Here is a 21689-nt window from a genome sequence, read left to right as displayed (position 1 = left end):
ATGCGCTCCTGCGCGACGTGCGGTTCGCAGGTCTCCCGCGACGACGACTTCTGCGGAACCTGCGGCACCTACTTGGGTTGGGAGTCCGATGCCGGAGACGCGGCTCCGCCCGCATCGGAAGCACCCACGCGGCGGATCCGGATCTCGGAGCCGGAGCAGCCCGAGGCCGTGCAACCCGCCAAACCTGTGTCACCGCGCCCGGAATCGGCCGCGCCCGTCGAGGAGAACGTCCCGGACGGTCCGCCGTGCCCTTCGTGCTCGACCCCCAACCCACCCGGTCGCCGGTTCTGCCGACGCTGCGCCAGACCGCTGGTCGAGGCCGCCCAGCCGACCGCGCGACAAGGGCGCCGCCGGGGCCTCTGGAACACCGACCGGCACAAGCTCTGGCGACGCCTGGTGATCCTCGGAGCCCTGATCCTGCTGGTGGTCGGCGCGCTGCTGCTCTACCCGCTCGGCAAGGCCGCCGTCCAGGACGTGCTGGACAAGGTCTCCGATGCGGCCCCCGTCCGACCGGCGACCGTCACGGCCAGCTCGGCGGTGCCCGGCCATCCCGCCGCGAACCTCGCCGACGTGCGCACCGACGTCTACTGGGGCGCGCCGGGTCCCGAAGCGTGGGCCGACTTCCAGTTCGACAAGCCCTTCCGGTTGGTGGGCATGCTCGTGCACATCGGCCCGTCGACGAAGCCGGACGCGTTCGCCACGCAGGCCCGGCCCACGCGGCTGGACATCATCATCACCCACGCCAACGGCAGGACCCGGACGGTGCACGCCGACCTCGTCGACCAACCGGCCCAGCGGCAGATCGACATCGGAGCCAGCGACGTCACGCGGGTCCGCATCGTGATCCGATCGGCCACCGGGCTGACCGAGGGCAAGCACGTCGCGATGTCACTGGTCGAGTTCTTCGCACGCGCCTGAACCCCGTCGCGACGTTCGGATCGAGGGCCCGCGCGGGAACGCGGGTCCTCGCCTCCCGCGGGTGAGCGCGTACCCGGAATCGCCGCGGCGGAAACAGAATTCGGCCACCTCCTGGCGAGCGCCCCTCCTTCTCAGTTGCCTCGGATGCGCAGCTGCGACGTTGTCGCGCGCGCACGTGGGCACATACCGTGGGGCAACCCATCACGAGGCAGGAGTAGCGATGAGTCGGCCTCCCTCCACGCACGACCACGGCCACGGCCACGGCCACGGGCACGGGCACGGGCACGGGGAACCGCGCGGATCGCGGCTGTGGGCGCAGCTCAAGCACGTGGTCACACCGCACAGCCACGAAAGCACGGAGATCGTCGACAACACCCTCGAAGCCAGCGAGCAGGGCATGCGAGCGCTGTGGATCTCCTTCGCGGGCCTGATGATCACCGCCGTCTTCCAGGTGGTCATCGTCAGCTTCACCGGGTCGGTCGCGCTGCTGGGCGACACCCTGCACAACTTCGCGGATGCGTTGACGGCGGTCCCCCTGGCGGTCGCGTTCGTGCTGGGACGCCGTGCGGCGACTCGACGGTTCACCTACGGGCTCGGGCGCGCCGAGGACATCGCCGGCCTCATCATCCTGGTGATCATGGCGGCATCGGCCGCGTACGCCGGCTGGGAGGCGCTCAACCGCTTGATCGAGCCCCGGGAGATGAGCAACATCGGCTGGGTGGCCGCGGCCGGGTTGATCGGATTCGCCGGGAACGAGATCGCGGCCCGCTACCGGATCACCGTCGGCCGCAGGATCGGCTCCGCCGCCCTGGTCGCCGACGGGCTGCACGCGCGCACCGACGGGTTCACGAGCCTGGCCGTTCTCCTGTCCGCCGGCGGCGCGTGGATGGGCTGGCAGTGGGCCGATCCGGTCGTCGGTTTGGCGATCACGGTGGCGATCACGTCCGTGCTGTGGGGCGCGGCCAAGGAGGTCTGCGCCCGGCTGCTCGACGCGATCGATCCGCAGCTCGTCGACCAGGCCGAGGAAACCCTCGCCGCCACCGACGGCGTCCGGGCGGTCACCGGGGTTCGCATGCGATGGGTCGGCCACTCCCTCACCGCGGAGGCCGAGCTCGACGTCGACCACGACCTCACGCTGTCGCAGGCCCACACCATCGCCCACGACGCGGAGCACCGCCTGCTCCACGCGTTGCCCCGCCTGTCCCGGGCGCTCATCCACGCCCACCCGCACGGACACCACGGCGCCGCCGAGCACGACGCCCTCCGCCACCACCGAACAACAGCCGCCCTGGGATAGCAGCGGAGCTCGTCGGCGCTCGGATCGCCTCCCCCTCCGACATGCGACGTGCTCATGCGTGCACGCGAGGAGTCCGCTGCGGAGAGTCCTTCGCGATTCGTGCGGTCACCGGCATCGCGCCGCGCGGAGCGCGACCCGCTCTCGGCTCATCGCGTGGCGGTTCCCGTTCGCCATCCGCGCAGTGCCGCTCGTGCGGCGTAATCGAAGCCATCCGCCTCATGCCGGAGCAAGTCGCTCAGCTCCAGGGTGACGAGACCGTGCACCAGCGCCCACAACGCCGAGGCGATCGCCATGGGGTCCTCGTCGACGAGCTCGCCCTCCCTGATCCCGCGTTGCACAGCCTCCAGCAACGGCTCGAAAGCACTGGCACCGGCGTTGGCGAGCTCCTCGTCCTGGTCATCGTGGTGACGACCGAAAATCGCCCGGTAGTAGTTCGGGTCGGCTAGCGCGCTGGAGCGGTATGCGTGAGCCAGCCGCACCAGGTCTTCGACCGGGTCGGGATCCGGATCGACAGATCGGAGTCGTCGGCTCAGGCGGCGGAACCCCTCGATGTACAGCGCGCGCAGCAGATCGGGCTTCCCACCGAACAACGAGTACACCGCGCTGGTCGAGGTACCTGCGGACGTGGCGAGATCGCGCAGGCTGAGGGCGTCGCTCCCGCCCTCGGTCAAGAGCTCACCTGCGCGATCGAGCAGCCGCAGCCGCAGCGTCTCGTCGTACACCTTCTTCCGTCCCATCAGCAGAACTTTACCAAAACCTCGTTTCGCAACACCGACACGGATCGGTACCTGCACCCTCCGAAAATAACTGCGCATGTTGACCACATACTCGAAACGTTGTTACATAAAACTGTTACAGAACGATGCAATCAGCACGGCGGCGCGAGTTGGCCCCCAGCCGCGCAGCGCTGTCACCAAACCTGAGGAGCGGTTGTGCAAGGTCTGGAACTCACCGACGCGTCGCGATACATCGCCGGATTCGCACTGCTGACAGTCGTGGGAATCGAGTTCGGCGGGTGGTTCATGACCCGGGTGGTCCGCGGCAAGGTACCGATGACCGCGTTCCAGAAGAACTTCGCGCGCGCCGGTCACGCACACGCCGGCGTGCTCGTCACGTTGAGCTTGGTGACGCTGGTGCTCACCGACCTGGCCGACCTGCAGGGCGTGTGGGGGTGGATAGCCCGGATCGGGGTCCCGGCGTCGGCCGCGCTCATCTCAGCTGGGTTCTTCTTCTCGTCGATGGGGCGCGGCGAGGTGACGCGACCGAACAAGTTGATCTCGTTGGTCTGGTTGGGCTCGCTCTCGCTCGGCGCAGGCGTGGTCACCCTGGGAATCGGCCTCCTGGCTGCGTGAACAACCAGGACGGGCGTGGAGCTCTTCGGCACCGCCCACACCCGCTGACCCCTGCACCTGCCACCCGACGGGCTGGAGTCGCGAGCGTGAGCGCGGGCTCACGACGTCCCCTTGACCGGATGCCGCCTCCGTTAGCGTTGGAAGTGGGGCTGATCGGCGACACCGGTTTCGACGCGGGACGCTCGCGGAGTCCTGGCTGCAGCAGCCGGGCACGCCTGCTACTGCACCCGCTCACCAGTGACGAGCCTCGTCGCCGCGGCGAGCTGCGGAAGAGGTGTGCTCGTCACCTGTGTGGCCCCCTTGGCGGGCGGGCGTCCAGGAAGACGGCGCAGGTGATCACCAGCGCCGCCAGGATGAGTGCGGTAGCGCCGAGTTCGGTGAGGGTTTCGGTGAGCATGGTCAGCTCCCGGGTGCGGATTTCTCGGTGTCGCTGCGGACGCGCAGGCTCGTCAGCGTGACGGTTGCCAAGATCAGCACGATGACGCCGAGGGAAATCGGGGTGGGGATCTCGGGCACTGCGGGCCAAATACCGTGGGCCCAGTGCAGCACCAGTTTCACGCCGATGAACGCGAGGATGATCGCGAGGCCGTGGTTGAGGTAGGTGAGCTTGGCCAGGGCGGCGTGGAGCACGAAGTACAGGGCGCGAAGGCCCAGCAGGGCGAACGCGTTGGTCGCGAACACCAGGTAGGGGTCATCGGTGACCCCGTAGACAGCGGGAACAGAATCGACGGCGAAGACCACATCGGTGGCGAACACCGCGACGACCACGATCGTGAACGGCGTCAGTGCTCGCCGTCCGCCCTCGCGGACCGTCAACCGGGTGCCGTGGTAGTCATCGGTGACCGGCATCGCCCACCGCAGCATTCGTACCGAACGCATTTGCGACACGTCGCGTGCGAACTCGGCCCCGGTGAGCGCTTCGTGCATGATCTTGACCGCGGTGACGAAGAGGATTCCGCCGAACACCAGAAACGCCCAGGTGCCGGCCTGCAGCAGGGCAGCACCAGCGGCGATGAAGACACCACGCAGCACCAGCGCGCCGACGATCCCGAAGAGCAGCACGCGCTGCTGCACGTCCGCCGGTACGGCGAAGCCGGCCAGCAACAGCATGAACACGAACAAGTTGTCCACCGACAGGGACTTCTCCACCACGAATCCGGTGATGAACTCAACCGCCTGCACACCGCCGAAGGCTGCCCACAGCGCCAGGCCGAACACCAGCGGCAGCGCGAGGTAGAACACCGACCAGCCCACGGCCTCGCGCATCGAGACCGCGTGCGGGCGGCGGGTGACCAGGAAGTCCGCGACCACCAGGACGACCAGTCCGGCGATGCTGGAGCCCCACAGCAGGGGCGAACCGATCGAATCCGATGAAGCGGCGAGAACGGACACGGGCGTCTCCTCGAAACTCGTCACGTCCGAGGTCTCCTTCGCCCGCGCGGGGCGGCCTCCCGGGGACACCAGCGAATGTCCGTCCTGACCAGGCAGGCGCTTGGGAAGTACTCCCCTCCACCGCAGTATCGGCCGCCGTCGGTGAGCCCGCCATCCGAAGGCGTGACGGATCACCGGCTCGCCCTGAGCGGGCTGACGAGAACGGCCGCTACCAGCACAGCACCTCTACCGGCTCACTGCGCACCCCCCATCGCCAGTGGAAGCCGGGTCCCTGATTTCGGTGGAAGTCGGGGATCTGACTTCGACACCGGGCTGATCGCGAGAACCCGCGCAGGCACGCTGATGCTGCGCATGTCCCTCGTCCGAGTGTCGGGTCGATGCGCGCGGTGGTGCTCACGCCTCTAATGGGGTGTGGGCACAGGACCTCGGTAGATGAGGGGACGTGGTAGCGGTGGTCGAGCGGCCTGGGGAAACGCGCAGCAGGGAGATCGACAGCGACGAGTCCGGTTGGTCCACGACTGCTCCCGGTGGGGCGGAGGCCAGTCGCCGTGAGTCCGCACCGGCGGGACACGACCAGAAGGGTCGAACAACGATCGCCGCGTCGGTGGTGCAGCAGATCGCACGCATCACCACCGAAGAGGTCTTCGGGGTCTACGCCGTCGGCGGTGGCATGGAGCGCGCGTTCGGCTCGATCCGGGAACGGGTTCCAGGCGCGAGTTCCTCGCGAACCTCTGGAGTGGTCGTGGAGGCCGGCGAAACGCAGGCGGCCATCGACCTGGAGATCGTGGTGGAGCACGGCGCTGCGCTGATGGATCTCGCGCAGGCGGTCCGAAGCAACGTCATCACCGCAGTGCAGCGCATGACCGGACTGGACGTGGTCGAGGTCAACATCGCGGTCAACGACGTTCACCTGCCCGACGAAGAGGATCAACAACAGGCGGCACCGACGCGCGTCGATTAGCCCACGGGATTGTGCCGCTGGCCAGTCAGGTCCCGGGGCAGGAAGCGTGGTGCCGTACCGGGCTGGCGCGCCGGCACTTTCGCGGGAACGCCGGTCAGCCCGTTCGCCGCCTTCGCGGCGTTATGCCGTCGCAGGCGGCTTGATGGCTCGGCGACATACCTGCTGGCACTCGATGCGCCTGCTGACCCGGTTCTGGTTCCGGCAACGCAGCTTCCTCCGCGCACGACGACGCCTGCGGCGCATGCGTTTCGGAGCGAACTCGATGACTGGAGTGCCGCGGCCGTTCGGGCACCGTGACACTTCTGTGGCGGATGTGGGCAGGGTCTCGTGTTCCCGGCACGCCCTTCGGAAAAGCAGGCGCCTGCGGAAATTCCTGGCCAGCGATAGTCTTTGGCACACCACAGAGGTTGCTCGGCAACCCGGCTTTGGGGAGTGGTGGGGAGACGATCATGAACTTCGATGCAATGCCGGAGCACGTCGCGCAGACCGTGCGCGAACCGGGCGACATGCGCCCGGCCGGTGCGAGCGCGGGGCACGGCAGCGACTTCTCCGAGCTGGTTCGATTGGTCAAGCAGCGTGGTCTGCTGGATCTCCGCCGCACTTACTACGCGGCGAAGATGGCGGTCAACGGCGTGATGCTGGCGGTCGGTGCGGTGATGTTCGTCTTGCTGGGTGATTCCTGGTGGCAGGTGGTCACCGCGGTCGTGCTGGCAGGAGTGTTCACCCAACTGGCCTTCATCGGGCATGACGCCGGACATCGTCAGATCTTCCGCTCCCGGCGGGCCAACGACGTGGTGGGGCTCGTTCACGGGGGCATGACGGGGATCAGCTACGGCTGGTGGATCGGGAAGCACCGGCTCCACCACACGAACCCGAACCACGAGGACGCCGACCCCGACATCGAGATCCCGGCGCTGGCGTTCTCCGCCGAGCAGTCCGGCACCAAACGCGGCGTCCTCCGGTGGATGGTCAAGTACCAGGCGTTCCTGTTCTTCCCCCTCCTGCTACTGGAGGGCATCCTCCTTCACGTCCACAGCATCCGCGCCGTGATCAACCGGGAGGTGAAGGCGCACGGGTTGGAAGCCGTTCTGCTCGCCGCTCACGTGGTGGTCTACCTGACCGTGGTGTTCCTGGTGCTGTCACCGGTCAAGGCGGTGGTGTTCATCGCGGTGCACCAAGGGCTGTGGGGCGTGTACATGGGCTGCGCCTTCGCGCCCAACCACAAGGGCATGCCCATGCTGTCGGCGGGACAGAAGCTGGACTACCTGCGCAAGCAGGTCCTCACCTCCCGCAACGTTCGCGGTGGCCGGTTCGTGGACTTCCTGCTCGGTGGCCTGAACTACCAGATCGAGCACCACCTCTTCCCCAGCATGCCGCGGCCGAACCTGCGCCACGCCCAACAGCTGGTGCACGAGTTCTGCAACAGTCGCGGGGTGTCGTACAGCCAGTGCGGCCTGTTCCGCTCCTACGCCTTGGTGCTGCGGCACCTGCACGCCGTCGGCGCACCACTGCGGCACCCGTCGGTGTCGCAGCAGTGCTGATCCGACGAGCCGGTCTACCGGACCATCAGGAGGTGGCCGCCGTCGCTCTCCCAACGGGCTTCCGATGATTCCTCGGGGCGCTCCGGGACATCCGCGAGCAGGGCGTCCGGCGAGGCGTCACTGCCCTTGTCGGACACCTTGGTCAGGAGCGCGTTCCCGCGGAGTTCAGTCGTGTCCGTGGGGATGATCAGCAGGACCATGCGGTGCCCGCTCGGGTCCGTCAGGCTGACCGTGTGCTTGTCGAGCGTGTGGAAACCTTCCAAGCGCACCTGGCGCCCCTGGACGCGGAGCTTCCGCGGAGCCGGCTCCCAGGCGGTCAGGTTGTAGGCGAGCCGGTTCATCGGCCCCGTGGTGGCGGCGAGCCCGGTGAGCAGCGACGTGAACTCGGTTGCCGGATTCATCGAGCGCGGCCACCAAGCCCCGTCCACGAATCCTCGCGTGCTCATCTCCGGCTTGAGCGTGATGCGTGCAGCGGTGCTCGGGAACGGCTGTTTGGGTCCCATGGTGAAATTCCCTCCCGGCCGATCACCGGCCGGTGCGGACCCCGGGACTGTGGAGCTGGACTGCTCACGTTGCCGGGAACCTCGTTGATCCCAGCCTACGCCGAATGTTCTTGATCAGGGGCGCTCGCGCAGATTGGCGGCGGTCGGATGCACGTGCCGGATGTCTGGGGTCCTCCCGCCCAGAACCAGAGGGTCATCCGAGTCATCACCCGGCTGATCCTCGGCGATCCCGACGTGCTCACGACTTGTGGCACCCACGCCCCAGCCGCCGCCCACGGAAGTCGTCGTCCTCGTCGAGGCGATCGGGCTGCCACCGCCAGGGCAAGCTCGTCCTCCCGCCTGATCCCGCCCGTAGCGGTTCCGACCGTCCCCGGCGTCTCGCGCTGGGACGGCCGGGAGGTGTCCGGCGGAAGGAGAAGAGCAGCTACTTCCCGGCAGGAGCCACCAACAACGACCGCACATCCCGCAACGCACCTGTGATCACTGAACGCCGTTGAGCAACGATGCTTTCCGCGCCCAAACCACGTTGGCAATTCCGTTCTCGTCGCCTGACAGGGGTTTCAGAGCGAGTACTTCGTTCCGGCGTTCCAGGACGAGAAGCCGGCTCGTTCCGCGTCTGCTGCGGAGCGGAACCAGACGCTGGCCTTGGTGCGCTCGTAGTAGGGGGACTGCATCGTGTGGTAGCGCTTCGACCGCGTGTTGCCCTTGACCCGGTAGCCGCTGCGCGGGGACTGGCCGTTCGGCTTCGCCTTCACCGCGCCCGGGTAGGGGGCCGAACCTCCCTTTTCTGCGTGGGTTTTCGGTTCGGCGATGTCCTCGCCGGTCTTCTGGACCGGGATTCCTTCGACGACGTACTCCTCGCTGAGGTCGGCTAGGCCGACACCGGCGAGTTCGCCGCCCGCTTGATCGGATCCGTCGTTGCCGGAGACCAGCACCGTGACCTCAAGAGTGCCGTCGGTGTCGCTGAAGGACGTGAAAGCGGGAGCGTCGTCCTCGGACCGCGTGGTGCGGGGGCCGACCGGGGCGGCCAGGGATTTCTTCGGCTCGTCCGGGGCCAGTTCGATCGCCTCGGGCTCGCGGATCGTGGGGAAGACCATGTGCCCTCCCTGCCGCAGCGGCCGGGACAGGAACATCGCGTTGGCCAGCGAACCGGTCGCGAAGCACAGCAGGACGTGCAGGAAGGTCCACACGACGGGCAGGGTTCCGCCGCCGAGCGGTGAGATGAAGGCGAATGCGGCGGCGACCAGCAACGCTGCCACTCCCCAGACGATCCATTGGCGCAAACAGGCGGTGGGCGCCCGGTGTCTTGACTTCGGCACGAAACACTCCTAGGTCTCCTGAAGAGTGAAATGATCGGCTGCCGAACGTTCTAACCACACCTGTCGCGCACAGCCACCGGAGCTCACCCGTCCGTGCTCGTGCGGTGCGCAATTCACACGGCCGTGTCTCGGTCACCTCTTCAGGCCGCGACGACGTCGGAAAACCCTTCGCGTCAGCGGCGGACCAACCCGAGTCCCGCCTCACCGCTGGGAACAGATCGCCGAAGTCCACGACGGGCGGCTGCAGCTGCCCGCCCACCTCTGGAGCGGACCGTTCCGGGAGGGTCCACGGCCTCCCGGAACGGCGTCCTCAGTGGACGGTCACTCGTCGTCGGGCTTGGCGTGGTCCGCCTTGCCCGGGTTCGGGTCGCGGGAGAGGTCGATGAGCGGGTCGAGTCCCGACCCTTCGGGCGCGGCGTGGTCGGGGACGCCGGGGTTGGGGTCGCGCGAGAGGTCGATCTCCGGACGCTCGTTGTCGGTGCTCACACGGTCCTCCTGCGGTATCCAGGCGACACTGCCGCGCCTGATCTTGTCGAACACCAGGATGCACGTCCCCGAACGGCACCGACCACCGGGACCTCGCACCGCTCCGGGGCGCCTCGACGGTGCGAGTCGGAGCGTTCCCTTCCCTAGAGTGGGCGGGCCCGCTCCGCCACCTCCCGTGGGAAGGATCCCGACCCGATGAGCACCGACCTCGTGACCTGCGCCGTCGAGGACCACGTCGCCGTGGTGACGTTGAACGATCCGCCGATGAACGTCACCACGCTCGAACTCACCCGGCAGCTCAACGCCGTGCTGCGGCGGCTCGCCGACGATCCGCAGGCGCGCGTGCTGGTGCTGACCGGGGCGGGTGACAGGGCTTTCTGCGCGGGGTCGGACATCAAGGAGTTCCCGTCCTTGATCGCCGACGGTGACGTCGTGGACCGGAAGCTGTCGTTCGAGAACGAAACGTTCGGTCTGCTCGACGAGTTCCCGAAGCCCACGATCGCCGCGCTCAACGGACTCGCCTACGGCGGTGGGCTGGAGCTGGCGGTGTGCTGCGACCTGATCATCGCCGAGGCCGGGACCGATGTCGCGCTGCCCGAGATCAAGCTCGGCGTGATCCCGGCTTCAGGCGGACCCGTTCGCGTCACGCGCCGGCTGGGTGAGGCGCGCGCCGTGGAGATGATGCTCTTCGGCGATCCGCTGCCCGTGGAGACGGCGCTGTCCTGGGGTCTGGTCAACCGCGTCGTCCCCGGCGGCCACGCGCTCACCACCGCCCGCGAGCTGGCCTCGCGCCTGACCGAGCTGCCCGCCACGGCGCTCGCGCTGGTCAAGCAGGCGGTGCACCACGGCCGGGACGGCGACCGGGAGGCGATCCGGTCGACGTTGCCGCTGTCCGAGCAGGCGTTCGCCTCGCCCGACGCGGCAGAAGGGGTACGCGCTTTCCTCGCCAAGGAAGCACCGCGGTTCAACACGGCGTCCGAGCCGTGAGGACCACGTGCTCGATGCCCCTTCGAACACCTGGTCCTCACCTTGCGGGCTGGTGCCTCGTCCGCCCACGACGCGCTGACGATCGTGACGCAGCGGCGCAGCAGGGCATCGCACCGCCGAACGCTCAGCGGCGGGCCCGCAACCTCGTCGAACTCATGAGGGGCGCACACCCGGCCGCTGTTCGCCGAGTGGAGGTGCATGCACATGACTGAGGATTGCGGCGTGGCCGACGTGAGGGCATTCGTCGGCCCATTCGGACAGTCGCTGGACGACTACGCCGTTGCGTCCGGTCGTCTCGCTGATGTGGTCGAGCCGCCAGCCCTGGGCGATCAGTTCGGGCAGCGCTCGCGCGAGGCAGTCCCGGTGCTTCTCCCGGTGCTCGGCGGGCGGCTACGCGTTGGCCGCCGCGGCGGACGCCCGCATCATGTCCGCCGAAACCGTGCAGCCCGCATCCGAATTCAGTCCACTCAGACACCGGAGGCCCTGGCGCTGGGCTTGGTCGATTCCCGCTGCACGTCAGCGGAACTCATCCCCCTCGCGTTGCGCCAAATCCGGGCGCTCAGCGACCGCGAGTTCGCGCCGGTGAACCGGGCGAGGTGCGCCCACCACGACGGCGGTGGGCGCACCTCCTGGCCCCTCTAGTAGATGTTCGAGGGGCGCACCATTCCCTCTGCCAGGTCGCCGGTGCCGGGCGCCATGATCGCTCCCGGGTTCCCCACGAGCTCCTCGACGACGGCGGTCTCCGTGGTGATCAGCAGCGCCGCGATGGACGCCGCGCTCTCCAGCGCCGAGCGGGTCACCTTCAACGGGTCCACGACACCGGCGGCGAACAGGTCGCCGTACTCGCCGGTGAGCGCGTCGAACCCGTTGCCCAAGTCCATGGCGGCCACGCGGGTGACGACCTCTCCCCCGTCGTAGCCGGCGTTCCCGGCGATCCACCGCAGCGGTTCGCCGAGCGCCCGGCGCACGATCTCGCGCCCCTGAGCCGCATCGCCGTCGAGTCCGACGAGATCGACGCACCGGCCCGCCTGGGCCAGCGACGCGCCGCCACCGGCCACCACGCCCTCCTCAAGGGCCGCCCGAGCCGCCGCCAACGAGTCCTCGACCCGCAGCATCCGCTCCTTGAGCTCCACGCTGGTCGCCGCGCCGACGCTCACCACGGCGATGCGGCCCGACAGCCGCGCGATGCGCAACCGCAGGCTGTCCTGATCGTGCTCGATCCTGGCCCGCTGCAGCAGGTTCTCCAGCTGACCGATCCGGCCCCGCACGGCCGATTCCTCGCCTGCGCCACCGATGATCGTCGTGGAGTCCTCGGTGATCGTGATGTGCTCGCAGCTGCCGAGGTCCCGCTCGGTGACGTCGGCCAGCGCGATGCCCGAGTCATCGCTGACCACGCGCCCGCCGAGCGCCGCCGCCAGGTCCTCCAGCTCCGCGACCCTGCGGTGGCCGAAGCCGGGAGCGCGCACCACGACCGAAGGGCAGGTGCCGTGCACGTTGCCGCTGAGGATCATCTGCAGCGCAGCGCCATCGACGTTCTCCGCGACGACGACCAGCGGGCGGTCCATCCGGCGGGCCGCCTCCACCGTGGGCATCAGTTCCTGGACCTGGCTGATCTTCTTGTTGGTCAGCAGGATCACCGGGTCGTCGTAGCCGACCTCCATGCGCTCCCGGTCAGTGACCATGTAGGGCGATGTGTAGCCGTGGTCGAACTCGATGCCGTCGACCAACTCGACGTTCAGTCCGGTGCCCTCGGACTCCTCCACCTCGACGACGCCGTCGCCGCCCACCGCGGCCAGAGCCTGCGCGATCACCCGGCCGATCCGCTCGTCGTCGCCGGCCGCCAGCGTGGAGATCCGCTCCAGCTCGGTCTCACCGGAGACCTGGGTGGAGGACTTGCGCAGCCACTCGACCACGGCGTCCACGGTCTCCTCGATGCCGCGACGCACCCGCATCGGGTTCGCGCCTTCGCTCAGGGCCGCGAGCCCTTCGCGCACCATGGCCTGGGCGAGCACGGTCGCGGTGGTGGTGCCGTCGCCCACCGCACCGTTGGTCTTCATCGCGACTTCCTTGACCAGCTGCGCACCCATGTTCGCGAAAGGTTCCCGCAGCTGCACCTCCCTGGCGATCGTCACGCCGTCGTTGGTGATGGTCGGCGGGCCGGTCAGCTTCTCCAGCACCGCGTTGCGACCCTTGGGCCCCAGCGTCACCTTCACCGCATCGGCCAGCGCGTTCACGCCCAGCTCCAACTGGCGTCGTGCGTCGACGCTGAACCGCAGCTCCTTAGCCATGATTCTCACTTCCCCTTATGCGCAGCGGATCTACCAACACTCGGACACGGGCCAAGCTCAGGTGGTTCTCACATTCGTGATGACGGGATCGCTCTCGGTGTAGCGGGTCGCGAGCAGGCCCCGGCAGAAGTGGACGTTGCCCTCGATCGAAACCCTCGTGGCGGCGGCGAACCGCAGCCACAGCGCGGTATCGGTGCGCGGAATCGGTGCACCCTCGTGGTCGACGAGCACGCGCGCGTGCGCATGACCGGGCAGTCCGATCGCCTCGCGCCGCCGCACCAGCGCGGCCTTGAGCCGCCCCTCGGGCAGGTCGAACAGCTCCAGCAGCGGCAGCTCGTCGAGGGACCACGCACCCCCGCCGAGCACCGATCGGCAGCAGCGCTCCACCGCCGCCAGGTGCGCCTTGCGCTGGAAGGTGCGGCGCAGCTCGTCGAGACTCTCCTCGGCCTCGGAACCGAAGGTTCCGGCGTACCCGAGGCCGGAGGCGATGCCGTCGTTGATCTTCTCGGAGTCGTGGTGGTCGTCCAGCAGCACCCGGACCCTGCCCGCGTCGGGCACTTCGGCGAGGGCGTCGTAGGCGTCGGCCACCATCAGGTAGGCGAAGTTGGGGGCACAGAACGAGGTCGGCAGGCGCAGGTGCACCTCGACCCCGACGTCGTCGACGACCACCGAGCGCACGAATCCCAGTTCCGTCACGGGCTCGTCCAGCTCGGGGTCGGTCACCGTCGCCAACGCCGCCAGGACGTCGGTCTCCACGGAGCGGAGGGTGGTGGTCATCGCGCCTCCGCTCCCGACACCGCGGCAGCGGCGACCTGGAACTCGCCGGGCACATCGATGTCGTACAGAGCGGCGGCGTTGAGCCCGAGGACCTTCCTCTTCTGCTCCGGCGTGATCTGCGCGTACTCCGTCAGTTCCGCCGGGATCTGGAAGTCGACGAACTTCTCCACCAGCCACCCGGGCGTCCACAGGGCGTAGTCGCTGCCGAAGAGGATCCTGTCCTCGCCGATCCAGTAGAGGAGTTCGCCGATGATCTGCGCGAAGTACCGCGGGCGGGAGTGGATGAACGGCATCGCGACCGCGAGCCCGCCGTAGACGTTGGGCTCCTGGGTGGCGATCCAGCAGAAGTCCTCCAGCCGCGGCAGTCCGACGTGCTCGACGACGAAGTTGAGGTCGGTGTAGTCGGTGGCGACCTTGTCGACGTCGGCGACGTCGAAGGCGTCCCGGTCCAGCGGCCGGATCGTCGGTCCTTTGTGGACGTGGATGTTCTTGATCCCCAGAGCGAGGCATTCTTCGAGGTAGCGGCGCGACCACTGGTCGTCGAGCCGGTACCCGCGCGAGTCGCCGTTCCACTCGGCGGTGTAGAGCTTGACGCCCTGCAGGTTCATCCGCTCGGCATCCCGGCGCAGCTGTTCCAAGCCGGCCTCACCGTTGCGGGGGTCGTAGGCGTGGTTGTAGGTCAGCTTGTCCGGATGCCGCCGGGTGAGCCCAAAGGCCTCCTCCGTTTGGCCGAAACCCGTCTCGTAGAAGTCGTTGAGCAAGGTCGCCTGGAAGATGGCGTGATCGACGTGGCCGTCGTCGAAGACGTCCTTCATGAACCGCTCGGAGCCGTAGTAGGTGTAGGTGTCGTAGTCCCACACGTGCTCCTCGGGGCTGAGGTTGCGGTGGTAGTCGTAGAAGCAGTCGATGAACTGCTTGCCGTAGATGTTCTTGCGGTTCGACTCGCGGGCGTCCCAGATGTGGACGTGCCCATCGACCACGAAGTACCTCTCGCCGTCCTTCTCGTACATCGCAGCTGTCCCACCCTTCGTGCTGTTGAACCGCGGTGGCGGAGCGTTGAGCGCAGCGCCCCGCCACCGCGGGCTCGGATCGGTCAGTCCCGCGCGAGCAGGTCGAAGCCGATGTACTCGGCCGCGTCCTCGGGGTTGGCGAACAGGATGGTGCGGTCGTCGAGGTGCACCATGCGGCCGTAGTGGGTGGAGCTGATCTCCTCGAAGATCGACCCGTCGAAGGGTTCGCCGAGCGCCTCGGTCAGCTCGTCGTAGTCGAACTCCACGAGCTTGGTGCCGTCCACGCGGATCATGGACGGGTACTCCACGAGCTCGATGCCCTCCTTGCCCGCCATCACCTCGGCGACCACGCGCCCGATCGGGGTGTTCATCAGGGTGACGCCGCACATGTTCGACGACCCCGCCTGCGAACCGAACTGCATGCTGCCGCTCACTGGTCCAACTCCTTCGGCACGTCGAGCCCGATCTCCTCGAGCAGCTGGCTGAACTTCTCCTTGGTCGCGCTCAACGATTCGTCGAAGGTGCGCGTCTTCTCCGCCGGCTGAGACCAGATGGGCTGCAGCGCGTGCGCCGCCGCCAGGCACGGTGGGACCCACTTGGCCAGCCACCGGCCGAACAGCTCGCGGTTGGCGGCGCCGTGCTCCTCGTCCCGGGTGAGCAGCCGGAACAGCGCGCGGGTGTAGCCGAGGTCGCGGTTGTAGTCGTGCTCACCGGTTCCGACGATGGTCGGCGTGATGTAGTCGCCGTTCTTGGCCGAGATCTGCATGACCAATTCCGAGCGGACGAGCTGGCCGACCAGCTGCTCGAAGATGACGTTCGTGCCGAACAGCAGCTCGGCCCAGTCGCCGACGGCGGTGAGCTCCTCGACGACCTTGCGGGTGGGCTGCCACTCCTGCGCCGAGTGCCAGACCTCGTGGTGCACGGCGCCTTCGAACGACTCCAGGGACTCCGAGAGGTCCAGGTTGAACAGGGCGAGGTCCTGGGCGAAGCGCATCTTGTGCGCCGCGTTGACCGCCACCGCCGTGTTGATCATGTTCGTCGGCCCGGAGCGCTGGATGGAGGTGAAAACGTGCAGCGCCATGCCGTTCTCGGCGTGCATCCAGGCACCCAGGTTGCGGGCGATGAACTTCTGCCAGGCGGTGTTCCAGCCGCCGTAGGCGTCGGCGCGCTTGGCGTTCTCCAGCCCCAGGGAAACCTGACGCACCACTGCCGCGTTGTTGCGGTAGATCGTCTGCTCCCACTCCTCGTTGGGATCCAGGAACGCGTGCCAGTCGGACGACTTCGCCGCCGTCCACTCCTGCGGGTATCCGCCGGGGCCGTCGCCGAAGCCGTAAATCCAGCCCTGGCTGAGGTGGCGCTCGGGGTCGGGCTGCACGTCGACGGTGACGTCCTCGTACACCGTGGCCCGCAGCTTGGCCGGCTTGAAGTAGTTGTAGCTCCGGCTCTTCGAGCTGGGGAACTCCAGCGCGCCGGCCTCGGAATCGGTGAACTCGATCTTCGGAAAGCTGCGCGCCTTGGGCGCGGGCGTTGAACTGCTCGCCATCTGATCTCTCCTTTGACATCTCCGCTGTGACGCCTGGGTCTCGGGGAGCGTGGACCGCTCCCCGACCTCTGGCCGGATCACTCGTCGGGCTGGACCGCTGTGGTGAACTTGTCGTAGAAGACTCGGTCTTCGGGCACTCCTTGGCGCTCGGCCAGCGCCAGCGCCGCGTCCACCATCGGCGGGGGCCCGCACAGGTAGACCTCGGCCTCGTGCAGCTCGGGCTCGGCCGACTCGACGACGTCGGTGACCACGCCCGCCTCCACCGCGACGCCGAGATCGCCTGCGCCGTCAATGGATTCCGACAGCGCGACGACGAACCCGAAGTCCGCCAGCCGTTCACCCAGCGCGCGGATCTCGTCGAGGTAGAACAGGTCGGCGGCCGTGCGGGCGCCGTAGTAGAAGCGAATCCGGCGGGGGTCGCCGGTCTCGCTGAGGTGCCGCAGAAGCCCCAGCACGGGCGCCATGCCCGCGCCACCAGCCATCAGCACCAGCGGCAGCACGTGCCCGCTCTTCAGGGTGAAGTTGCCGTAGGGCCCGGCCAGCTCGATGGTGTCACCGACCGCGATGCCCTCCTCCAGCAGCGAGGAGAACCGACCGCCCGGGTACTTCTTGATGACGAACTCGACGTAATCGGCGGTCGACGGTGTCGTCGCCATCGAGAACGACCGGTGCTCGTCGGTGCCCGGAATGGTCAGGTCGGCGTACTGGCCGGCCTTGAACTCGTACGCGGCCGGTTCGACCGGTTTGAGCTTGAGTCCCACGATGTCGCGGGTGTGCTCGACGATCTCCATGACCTCGGTGCTGACCTGCTGCAACGGGGCCGAGTTGAGCAGCTCTTCCTCGTCGAAGTTGAGCAGCTCGATCGTGCAGTCGCTGAAGGCGTGCGCCCGGCAGAGCAGGACGTAGCCCTCCTCGACCTCGGCATCGTTGCAGGCGAAGGTGGAGTAGCGCTCCATCTGGATCTCGCCGTCCAGGACGTAGGACTTGCACGCCGAACACTGCCCCTCGCGGCAGCCGTGCATGAGGTGAACGCCCTGGCGGAACGCGGCGTCGAGGATCTTCTCGTCCTCGCCCGCCTCCATCTCGATGTCGACGGGTTCGAAGGAGATGCGGTGCTTGTCGGCCATCGGAATCTCGATTCTCAGCGCGGCGTCCGCGGCGTGGACGCCAGTGGCCCGGCTCAGGGAAGGGGATCGCGGACGGCGGCGGTGAGGTGTTGCGACACCGCCGTCCGCGGTCCGCAGACCGTCAGGACGAGGTCACGTTGGGGTTGGCGCGGTAGGACGCCGCCCACTCCTCGCGCTCCTGATCGGTCATCTGGTTGAGGGTCACGTTCGGACTGGAGAACTGGATTCCTCGCAGGTCGTCGAGCGTCCACATCCGCTTCGGGTCGTCCAGGTCCAGGTGCGGCTGCGGGATGAGGGTCTTGCCGTCGTCCCGGACGTAGCCGAGGTCGGAGACGATGTCGGCCAGATCCCGGTCGTGGTGCAGCGTCTCCCACTCCCGGTGACCGGTGAGCCGACCCATGTTCGGGGTCTCCCGGCCCTCGTACTCGCCGCGGAATGCGACCGTGTCGGTCCAGGCGCAGGGTTCCGAGCAGTAGGTCCGCCACTGGCCGTCGACCTTGTCGACCACCATGTCCTCGCGGATCAGGCAGGGAACCATGCAGGTCCAGCAGCGGTGCGGGTACTCGTAACCGACGTCCTCGAAGGCGATCGGCTTGTTGCGGCCCGGGTAGCGGAGCCGGTTGTAGGCCTCCCACCACTTGCCGAACTGGTTGTACCAACCCGGGTACTTGTGCTCGAACCACTCGAAGTCGGTGTCGGTCATCGGGTCGATGCGCCAGTAGTTCACCGGCCAGCCGGTGGCGAAGAATTGCGCCACCCGGTGCACGTAGAACTGGTTGGTGATGCGGTTCCACGCCTTCTCGACCAGGTCGTGCGGGATGGTCAGGCCGTACTTCTCCAGCGGCAGCAGGTAGCTGCGGTAGTAGTCGTCGTAGATCCAGCGGCGCCACATCTCGGCGTAGGACTCGCGGTCCTTGCGGCGGTCCTTGGTGCCGTACTCGACGAAGGTGCCGATGGCGGCGTCGACCACGCAATGGTTGTTCCACCACGCGTAGCGCAGGTCGCGCTCCAGCAGCGGGCGGTTGCGCTCGTCGGCCAGGGCCATGAGCAGGATCGAGTAGCCGTTGCTGATGTGCCGCGACTCGTCGGACTGCACCGAGTGGAAGACGGTGGGCAGCAGGTAGTCGCCGTTTGCGGCGGCCTCGTCGGGCATCGCGACGAACAGAGTATTGGTGAACGCGGTTTCGGCCACCACCGTCAGGTAGATGTTGGCCGCGGTGATCGCGTCACCGGTGATGAACCCCTCGCCGAACTGCCTGCCGATGGTCCCCGCGTAGTTGTTCGCGAACGCCTTCTCGGTGATGTCGAACCCGGCCGGATCGATGTAGTTGTTCATGTACAACTTCTTGAGGTTCATCTGGATCGTCGAGTGCCGGACCTCGTCGATCATCTGCACCGCGAGCCCGTTGTGGATCTCCGGGTTCGGCACGGCGTCGATGGCCATCGGCATCGCTCGCGCCGCCGAAATCTCCGGGAACGGAATGATGGACAGGAAGAGCTTCTGCCACTCCAACCAGCGTTGCTGCACCTGCCGGAACATGTTTCCCCGGACGGCGCCGTCCATCGCGCCGAAGACGCGGTTGTCCTTCTCCTCCTCCATCGGGAAGTACGACCGCATGATCTGTTTCAGCGGGTCCTTCTTCGGAGCCTTGTCGAAGGTGTAGTCGGTGCCGAAGCGGGTCGCGGGCGTGGCGAACGTCGGTTCCCACGACAGCTCGGTGATCTTGTTGTGCGCCTTGGTGAGACTCTGCCTGCTCAATTCAGCCTCCTCGAAGCCGGTGTTGCGAACGTGGGCAGTCGTCGCTGACGGAGGAGAGTGTGTTGCGGATCGCACGCGACTTCTGTCTCAATGTGAGATCGAGGCTCCGGTGAGTAGCCACCACGATGAGCCTGCGTGGGGTGGAACAGCGCAGTGGCCCAGCGCGCAGACGTCAAGGGAGACGCTCATGTCGACGCACGGACACAGATCAGATGCGCAGATCAGCGCCTTGCGGGAGAAGTTCCTGGCTTGTCCCCGGACCGAGTTCTCCGGGGTCCGGGGGATCATCTCCGCGTCCTGGCGGCGCGCTCTGGAACACGACGTCGCCACCGACGAACCGGATCCGATCTTCGTCGCCGACCGCGACGAGGAGAGCCTCCTGGTGCGCAGTGCGACGCCGATCCTGGAAAACCTGTCCACCGAACTTGTCGGCCACCCGGTCGCGGTGCTGCTCACCGACGCCAACGGCCTGGTCGTGCGCCGGTCGAGCGCGGATCGCGCGCTGCACGCCGGGTTGGACCGAATTTCACTGGCCCCGGGCTACAGCTACGCCGAGGAGTCCATCGGGACCAACGGCATCGGCACCACGCTCGAATGCCAGGAACCGGTGCTGGTCTCGGGTTTCGAGCACTTCAACAGCCGACTCGCGAATTTCGAGTGCGCGGGCACTCCGATCTACCACCCGGTGCGCGGTCACCTGGTCGGCGCATTGGACCTGACCTCCTGGGCGGGAACGCCGGGTCCGCTGCTGCTGACCCTCGCGCGCCGGACGGCAAAGCAGATCGAGGAAGCGATACTGGCAGGTCTCGGAACCCGCGAACTGGCGCTGTTCCGCGAGTACCTCTCGTCCTGCCAGCGGGGTTCGGGCGCGATCTTCGCGGTCAACGAGGACGTCGTGATGGTCAACAGCCACGCCCAGGACCTCTACGACGCGGCCGACCGGGCGGCGCTGATCACCCACTCCGCCGATGTGGCCGGCTGCCGCGAGCGGGCCACCGTGCTGGCCGACCTGCCCTCCGGGCTGGTTGCGCGCCTCGAGTACCGCCCGGTGTACAACGGATCGCTCCTGGCCGGAGGCGTGTTCCGCGTCAAGAACCACACCCCGTCCCCGCGCTCCCCCGGCTTGCCCGACCTGCCGCTGCCCGGAGCGGTCGGGGCCAGCCCCGCCTGGCGGCAGGCGTGCTCGGCGGCCGACACCAGCTACCGGGGCGGCAGCTGGCTGATCCTCACCGGCGAGCCGGGCACCGGCAAGGTCGCTCTCGCGCGAGCCGTCGCGCGCCGCCACTCACCGAGCTGCCACCTGGTGGAGCTGGACTGCGCGGACGTCGACGACGTCGAGGCGTGGACGGAAGCGCTCGCCGAGCGCGTGTCCAGCGAGACCTCCCCGGTGGTCGTGCTGCGCCACGCCGACGCGCTCGGAGCGCAGGGCGCGCGGCACCTCACCGACCTGTTCACCTCATGGCAGGCGGCTCCGCCCGAGCAGGCGCCGTCTTGGGTCGCGGTCACGCTCAGCGACGAACCGAACGACCCGGATTCGGTCGGGCTGCTGATGCCGTTCTTCGCGCACACCGTCGAGGTTCCGCCGCTGCGCCACCGGACCGAGGACCTGCAACGGCTGGTACCGCACCTGCTGGCCCGGCACGCGCGCTGCCGGGACCTGGTGGCCTCCGACGCCTGCCTGCGCCAGCTGATGCGCTTGCCGTGGACGGGCAACGTCCGGCAGCTGGAGCGCGTGCTGGCCGAGGTCTCCCGCAGGCATCGATCAGGGCCGATCGCGGTCACCGACCTTCCCGCCGAGTGCCGGACCGTTACGCGCCGCCAGCTCACCCACATGGAGTCGATCGAGCGCGACGCCATCGTCCAGAGCCTCGCGGCCAACCACGGGAACAAGGAGCACGCCGCAGCCGACCTCGGCATGTCGCGCGCGACGATCTACCGCAAGATCCGCTCCTTCGGAATCGTTTGCAGGTGAGCCTCAGCACGAGCCGGCGAGGCCACTTTTTCGTTGGAGCGCCGCCGTGAGCACGAGAGAGGTTGGCGTCGCCCAGCACGCCCCCGCGCGTAGTGGTCCCCGATCTCCTGGATCGAGAACATCGCGCTCAGGAAGATCAACGAGCTGACCCACAGCAGTTGCAGTGGTGTGTTCTACCGCAGCGTACGCAGGCTCGCCCTAACCCCACGATGTGCAGGCCCCGCTGGACGGTCTCGCGAGCAGTGAAGAAGGTGAACAGGACCGCCGAACCGACGACCACGAACACAGCGTGGTCAGCTGCAACGACGCCCTGCAGGTTCACCGCGTTCTTGACCTGCGGTGCGACCACGAGGCTCAGCAGGAGCATGTTGACCCATCGACCGCGCGCTGGCGAGGTTCGCGCGCAACCGGTTCCGTCCGGTCCACCAGCGGCCCGCCACGAGAGGCGGCACCGTCC

20 protein-coding genes are annotated in these 21689 nt (G+C 68.0%); 8 read left to right on the top strand and 12 right to left on the bottom strand.

The genetic code is table 11. From position 1 onward, the window contains the following. Positions 1-918, top strand: a complete 918-nt coding sequence (locus E1161_RS20415; protein WP_132625696.1) for a zinc ribbon domain-containing protein — start codon at positions 1-3, stop codon at positions 916-918. Positions 919-1138: 220 nt separating this feature from the next. Beyond that, positions 1139-2215, top strand: coding sequence for a cation diffusion facilitator family transporter (locus tag E1161_RS20410; protein ID WP_132625694.1), 1077 nt, complete (start codon positions 1139-1141; stop codon positions 2213-2215). A 146-nt stretch (positions 2216-2361) separates the two neighbouring features. Here E1161_RS20410 and E1161_RS20405 read toward each other — a convergent pair whose 3' ends face one another. After that, a complete protein-coding gene (locus E1161_RS20405) occupies positions 2362-2952 on the bottom strand; it encodes a TetR/AcrR family transcriptional regulator (RefSeq protein WP_132625692.1) in 591 nt (196 codons plus the stop codon). A gap of 195 nt (positions 2953-3147) precedes the next feature. On the opposite strand from E1161_RS20405, the gene E1161_RS20400 reads away from it, so the two are divergent. Continuing rightward, the gene (locus tag E1161_RS20400; RefSeq protein ID WP_132625690.1) at positions 3148-3567 is read left to right on the top strand and encodes a hypothetical protein; all 420 of its coding nucleotides are present in this window, start codon (positions 3148-3150) and stop codon (positions 3565-3567) included. A 399-nt stretch (positions 3568-3966) separates the two neighbouring features. On the opposite strand, the gene E1161_RS20395 is transcribed toward E1161_RS20400, so the two are convergent. After that, complete coding sequence (locus tag E1161_RS20395; protein WP_132625688.1) at positions 3967-4983, bottom strand: TerC/Alx family metal homeostasis membrane protein; 1017 nt, start codon at positions 4981-4983, stop codon at positions 3967-3969. Between the two features lie 418 nt (positions 4984-5401). On the opposite strand from E1161_RS20395, the gene E1161_RS20390 reads away from it, so the two are divergent. Then, positions 5402-5920, top strand: a complete 519-nt coding sequence (locus E1161_RS20390; protein ID WP_235875173.1) for an Asp23/Gls24 family envelope stress response protein — start codon at positions 5402-5404, stop codon at positions 5918-5920. Between the two features lie 506 nt (positions 5921-6426). Next, positions 6427-7461 carry a fatty acid desaturase family protein gene (locus E1161_RS20385; protein ID WP_132625724.1) on the top strand — a complete coding sequence of 345 codons (1035 nt, stop codon included), beginning with the start codon at positions 6427-6429 and terminating at the stop codon, positions 7459-7461. Positions 7462-7475: 14 nt separating this feature from the next. On the opposite strand, the gene E1161_RS20380 is transcribed toward E1161_RS20385, so the two are convergent. The 3 genes from E1161_RS20380 to E1161_RS27315 form a co-directional block, all read right to left on the bottom strand. Further along, on the bottom strand, positions 7476-7964 hold the full coding sequence (locus E1161_RS20380; RefSeq protein ID WP_132625686.1) for a DUF5994 family protein: 489 nt from the start codon (positions 7962-7964) through the stop codon (positions 7476-7478). A gap of 560 nt (positions 7965-8524) precedes the next feature. Beyond that, complete coding sequence (locus tag E1161_RS20375) at positions 8525-9223, bottom strand: sunset domain-containing protein (protein WP_132625684.1); 699 nt, start codon at positions 9221-9223, stop codon at positions 8525-8527. A 381-nt stretch (positions 9224-9604) separates the two neighbouring features. Beyond that, a complete protein-coding gene (locus tag E1161_RS27315; protein ID WP_165939883.1) occupies positions 9605-9769 on the bottom strand; it encodes a hypothetical protein in 165 nt (54 codons plus the stop codon). A gap of 195 nt (positions 9770-9964) precedes the next feature. On the opposite strand from E1161_RS27315, the gene E1161_RS20370 reads away from it, so the two are divergent. Then, positions 9965-10756 carry an enoyl-CoA hydratase/isomerase family protein gene (locus tag E1161_RS20370; protein WP_132625682.1) on the top strand — a complete coding sequence of 264 codons (792 nt, stop codon included), beginning with the start codon at positions 9965-9967 and terminating at the stop codon, positions 10754-10756. Between the two features lie 222 nt (positions 10757-10978). Then, positions 10979-11398 carry a hypothetical protein gene (locus E1161_RS20365; RefSeq protein ID WP_132625680.1) on the top strand — a complete coding sequence of 140 codons (420 nt, stop codon included), beginning with the start codon at positions 10979-10981 and terminating at the stop codon, positions 11396-11398. Here E1161_RS20365 and groL read toward each other — a convergent pair. The 7 genes from groL to E1161_RS20330 all read right to left on the bottom strand — a co-directional run bounded on the left by groL (position 11395) and on the right by E1161_RS20330 (position 19260). Next, on the bottom strand, positions 11395-13044 hold the full coding sequence (groL, locus tag E1161_RS20360; protein WP_132625678.1) for a chaperonin GroEL: 1650 nt from the start codon (positions 13042-13044) through the stop codon (positions 11395-11397). The genes E1161_RS20365 and groL overlap by 4 nt on opposite strands. Positions 13045-13101: 57 nt before the next feature. After that, entirely contained in the window at positions 13102-13821 is a 720-nt protein-coding gene (locus E1161_RS20355; protein ID WP_132625676.1) for an iron-sulfur cluster assembly protein, read from the bottom strand. Beyond that, complete coding sequence (locus tag E1161_RS20350) at positions 13818-14831, bottom strand: amidohydrolase family protein (RefSeq protein ID WP_132625674.1); 1014 nt, start codon at positions 14829-14831, stop codon at positions 13818-13820. Before E1161_RS20350 ends, E1161_RS20355 begins: the two co-directional genes overlap by 4 nt. An 83-nt stretch (positions 14832-14914) precedes the next feature. Beyond that, complete coding sequence (mimD, locus tag E1161_RS20345; RefSeq protein ID WP_408012003.1) at positions 14915-15265, bottom strand: propane 2-monooxygenase effector subunit MimD; 351 nt, start codon at positions 15263-15265, stop codon at positions 14915-14917. After that, entirely contained in the window at positions 15262-16374 is a 1113-nt protein-coding gene (locus tag E1161_RS20340; RefSeq protein WP_132625672.1) for an aromatic/alkene monooxygenase hydroxylase subunit beta, read from the bottom strand. Before E1161_RS20340 ends, mimD begins: the two co-directional genes overlap by 4 nt. 77 nt (positions 16375-16451) lie before the next feature. Continuing rightward, positions 16452-17501: an FAD-binding oxidoreductase gene (locus E1161_RS20335; protein WP_132625670.1), complete on the bottom strand. Its 1050-nt coding sequence runs from the start codon at positions 17499-17501 to the stop codon at positions 16452-16454. Positions 17502-17622: 121 nt separating this feature from the next. Beyond that, positions 17623-19260 carry a ferritin family protein gene (locus E1161_RS20330; RefSeq protein WP_132625668.1) on the bottom strand — a complete coding sequence of 546 codons (1638 nt, stop codon included), beginning with the start codon at positions 19258-19260 and terminating at the stop codon, positions 17623-17625. Positions 19261-19447: 187 nt separating this feature from the next. On the opposite strand from E1161_RS20330, the gene E1161_RS20325 reads away from it, so the two are divergent. After that, entirely contained in the window at positions 19448-21232 is a 1785-nt protein-coding gene (locus E1161_RS20325) for a sigma-54-dependent Fis family transcriptional regulator (RefSeq protein WP_132625666.1), read from the top strand. The last annotated feature ends 457 nt before the right edge of the window (positions 21233-21689 follow it).

The organism is Saccharopolyspora aridisoli (genome assembly GCF_004348445.1).
In the GTDB taxonomy this organism is placed as follows: domain Bacteria; phylum Actinomycetota; class Actinomycetes; order Mycobacteriales; family Pseudonocardiaceae; genus Saccharopolyspora; species Saccharopolyspora aridisoli.
This window is presented reverse-complemented; position numbering and strand designations above follow the sequence as displayed.

Excerpts from the sequence above, each read along its gene's own strand:
- E1161_RS20340 (WP_132625672.1), bottom strand. The coding sequence starts at position 16,374 with ATGGCGAGCAGTTCAACGCCCGCGCCCAAGGCGCGCAGCTTTCCGAAG.
- groL (WP_132625678.1), bottom strand. The coding sequence starts at position 13,044 with ATGGCTAAGGAGCTGCGGTTCAGCGTCGACGCACGACGCCAGTTGGAG.
- E1161_RS20325 (WP_132625666.1), top strand. The coding sequence starts at position 19,448 with ATGTCGACGCACGGACACAGATCAGATGCGCAGATCAGCGCCTTGCGG.
- E1161_RS20380 (WP_132625686.1), bottom strand. The coding sequence starts at position 7,964 with ATGGGACCCAAACAGCCGTTCCCGAGCACCGCTGCACGCATCACGCTC.
- E1161_RS20415 (WP_132625696.1), top strand. The coding sequence starts at position 1 with ATGCGCTCCTGCGCGACGTGCGGTTCGCAGGTCTCCCGCGACGACGAC.
- E1161_RS20350 (WP_132625674.1), bottom strand. The coding sequence starts at position 14,831 with ATGTACGAGAAGGACGGCGAGAGGTACTTCGTGGTCGATGGGCACGTC.
- E1161_RS20335 (WP_132625670.1), bottom strand. The coding sequence starts at position 17,501 with ATGGCCGACAAGCACCGCATCTCCTTCGAACCCGTCGACATCGAGATG.
- E1161_RS20410 (WP_132625694.1), top strand. The coding sequence starts at position 1,139 with ATGAGTCGGCCTCCCTCCACGCACGACCACGGCCACGGCCACGGCCAC.
- E1161_RS20385 (WP_132625724.1), top strand. The coding sequence starts at position 6,427 with ATGCGCCCGGCCGGTGCGAGCGCGGGGCACGGCAGCGACTTCTCCGAG.
- E1161_RS20405 (WP_132625692.1), bottom strand. The coding sequence starts at position 2,952 with ATGGGACGGAAGAAGGTGTACGACGAGACGCTGCGGCTGCGGCTGCTC.
- E1161_RS20370 (WP_132625682.1), top strand. The coding sequence starts at position 9,965 with ATGAGCACCGACCTCGTGACCTGCGCCGTCGAGGACCACGTCGCCGTG.
- E1161_RS20355 (WP_132625676.1), bottom strand. The coding sequence starts at position 13,821 with ATGACCACCACCCTCCGCTCCGTGGAGACCGACGTCCTGGCGGCGTTG.